This window comes from Testudinibacter crocodili (genome assembly GCF_006228025.1).
GTDB lineage: Bacteria > Pseudomonadota > Gammaproteobacteria > Enterobacterales > Pasteurellaceae > Chelonobacter.
Window position 1 is genome coordinate 1 of the sequence record NZ_VDHF01000161.1, and the last position, 3,414, is coordinate 3,414.

Consider the following 3,414-nt stretch of genomic DNA (forward strand, 5'->3'; position numbering starts at 1 on the left):
ACTTACTGCTCTGGCTCTATCACTATCCATCGTGGGTACTGCTACAGCGGACGACAAAGTTAAAATCGGTTTTTCTAACCGTACACTAAACGGTGCATTTTTTAATGGATTAACTGAATATATGAAAATTCATTCTAAAGATGCAGGTTATAAATTAATCACCACTGATGCTCGAGCCGATTTAAACAAACAGCTTGCTGATGTCGAGGACATGTTATCTCAAGGTATTGATTATCTTGTATTTAATCCTCAAGATCCGATTGCTGGAATCAAAATTGCTGAAATGGCTGCACGTGCAAATGTTCCTTCAATCGCTCTAGATAGTGATATCGCACTAACTGCGCCTGTCATCACTCGGATCCAAGCTAATAATGCTGCAAATAACTTAATGGTAGGGGAATATGCAGTTGAGCAATTTGGGAAAGAACCAATTAATCTAGTACTTATTAGCGGTAACCAAGGTAATCTTGTTGGTGAGGCTCGCCGCAATAATTTTATGGTTGGGGTGCTAAATACGCAAATTCGTCAATATAATCAAAGTAATCTAAATGTTATAACTCAAGTTTGGGGTAACTGGGATCAACAAGGTGGGTTGAAAGCAATGGAAGATGCACTTGTTGCACACGGAGATAAAATTAACGCTGTTTATTCCGAAATGGACGATATGGCGTTAGGTGCAATCCGTGCCTTGAAAGCAACTGGGAAATTACAAAACATAAAAGTATATGCTCATGATGGTTATAAATTTGGCTTAGATTCTATCAAGAAAGGCGAATTACAAGCAACGGCATCAAATAATCCAAATTCTTTAACAAAACTAACTATTGATACGATTAAAGAGCATAAAGCCGGTAAACGTGATTTTCCTGATTATATTTATATTAAACCATTATTAATCACCAAAGATAATGTAGAGTCAGTATACGATCCAGAATCTTTATACTAATTTATTGTTTTATTTATCCAATGATTGTGGGCGACTCCCACAATCAATTTTCTGGAGAACAATTATGTCCGAGTTTGCAATAGAAATCAGCAATGTTAGTAAACATTTTGGTGGTATAAAGGCATTAACTGATATAAGTTTAAATGTAAAGAAAGCCTCTATTCATGCATTAATTGGTGAAAATGGCGCAGGCAAATCAACACTAATGAAAATTTTATCAGGCATTTATATAAAAGATAGTGGAATTATCAAAGTTAATGGTGAAGAAGTACATTTCACCACACCGAAAAGTAGCCAAAATAAAGGAATTGGTATTATTCACCAAGAATTAGCTCTATCACCCGATCTTTCAGTTGCTGAAAATATTTTCTTAGATGATTTAGGCGATGGAAAACAAACCATCAATTGGAAATCCATCAATGAACGAGCGGCGGCAGCATTACAATCTTTAGGGTTTGATATTTCACCTAAAACTCGTTTAGGTAATTTAAGTGTGGCTTATCAACAAATGGTTGAAATTGCTAAAGCATTAACAAAAAATGTCAATATCTTAATTCTTGATGAACCAACTGCGGTATTAGCAGCCCCAGAGATTGACATATTATTTGAAAATTTAAAAAAATTACAATCTAAAGGCGTCACTATTATTTATATTTCACATCGTTTAGAAGAATTATTCCGTATTTCTAATGCAATTACCGTCATTAAAGATGGAAAAACTGTGACCGAATTAGATCCTAACAACTCTACAGAAGATAATATTATTCGTCATATGGTTGGAAGGGAATTAGAATCTCTTTACCCTCCAAAAAATGAACCTCAAAATAAAGATATGTTACGCATAGTAAATTTAAATAGAGGTAAGATGGTACGCAACATTAATTTTAATGTAAGACAAGGAGAAATTGTTGGTCTTGCCGGGTTAGTTGGTGCTGGTAGAACAGAAGTAGCACGTTGTATATTTGGTATTGATAAGTTTTCTGAAGGAGAAATTTATAAAAATGAGCAATTAATAAAAGTGACAAGTGTTCTTTCAGCAATTAATGCTGGTATAGGGTTAGTACCAGAAAGCCGTAAAGAACAAGGTGCGGTGTTAAATCTTTCTATTATGGAGAATATAACAATGGCAACCTTAAAAAAATATTCTAAATTTGGTGTGATTAATTACCAGGCTGAAAAAGAGGCTGGTGAAAAAATGCAACAACTCTTACAAATTAAATTAGGTAAATTAAAAGACTCTCTTTCCAGTTTAAGTGGTGGTAATCAACAAAAAGTCGTATTAGCAAAATGGTTAAGTACTGATTGCGATTTCATTATTCTTGACGAACCAACTAGAGGTGTTGATGTAGGAGCGAAAGCAGAAATTTATCGTATTATTTCCGATCTTGCCAAACTAGGCTATGGTTTATTAGTTATTTCTTCAGAACTAGTAGAACTTATAGGTCTATGCAATAGATTATATGTCATGAGTGAAGGAACTATCACTGGTGAATTATCAGCGCAAGAAATGACTGAGGAAAATATAATGAAATTAGCCATACCTAAACGTGAAGCAGTTTAATATAAGGAGTAATTAATGAAGAACTTTTATTTATTTTGCCTAAAACATTCAACATTAATGTTTTTTATTTTGATGCTAATTATATCCGGATTATTAACGGATCGCTTTTATTCACTGGAAAATATTACCAATGTATTACGTCAAAGTGTACCTTTAGGAATCGTTTCACTTGGTCTATTATTCGTAATTCTAACTGGTGGTATTGATTTATCCGTTGGATCAATAATGGCTTTAGTTTCTGTAGTCATTGCATTAGTTATTCCTGATTACGGTATTTTAGGCAGTATGCTTATAGCATTATTTGTTGGCACAATAATTGGAGCTGCCGCAGGAGGATTAGTATCCTACTTTAAAGTTGCTCCTTTTGTCGCAACGCTTGCTATGATGACGATTGCACGGGGCTTAGCATTAATTGTTTCTAAAGGCCAACCTGTGTTTATTGATAATGATGCTTTCACTGATTTTGGCACTGGCTATTTACTTGCTTTACCTCTACCATTTTATGTTTTATTAATATGTTTCTTTGGTGTATTTTTTGTTTTCAAAAAAACCGTGTTCGGACGCTTAGTTATTTCCATTGGTAGTAATGAAGTTGCAACTCAATTTTCTGGTATCCAAGTAGAACGATATAAATTTTGGGTATACGTAATTTGTGGTTTAGCATGTGCATTAGCGGGTATCTTAGCTACAACCCGTACAGGTGTAGGTTCTCCGGTTTTTGGCATCGGTTTTGAGTTAGATGCTATCGCTGCTGTAGTCGTGGGTGGAGCAAGTTTATCTGGCGGTAAAGGTACTGTAACCAATACATTAATCGGCGTATTGATTTTAAGCATTATATCTAACTTAATGAACTTGCTCAATATTCCTGGTTACCATCAACAAGTAGTAAAAGGTGGTATTATTATTC

At 34.5% G+C, this 3,414-nt stretch carries 3 protein-coding genes; all 3 read left to right on the top strand.

Going from position 1 to position 3,414, the window contains the following annotated elements:
• Nucleotides 1-946: substrate-binding domain-containing protein (locus tag FHQ23_RS12045; protein WP_267963719.1), on the top strand; the 946-nt coding region annotated here is incomplete at its 5' end.
• Between the two features lie 64 nt (nt 947-1,010).
• A complete protein-coding gene (locus tag FHQ23_RS12050; protein ID WP_139614529.1) occupies nt 1,011-2,507 on the top strand; it encodes a sugar ABC transporter ATP-binding protein in 1,497 nt (498 codons plus the stop codon).
• Between the two features lie 15 nt (nt 2,508-2,522).
• Nucleotides 2,523-3,414, top strand: an 892-nt coding sequence (locus FHQ23_RS12055) for an ABC transporter permease (protein ID WP_139614530.1), incomplete at its 3' end; no start/stop codon positions are given.

Bases quoted from the DNA above. Each gene is read 5' to 3' on its own strand.
- FHQ23_RS12050 (WP_139614529.1), top strand. From the start codon at position 1,011: ATGTCCGAGTTTGCAATAGAAATCAGCAATGTTAGTAAACATTTTGGT.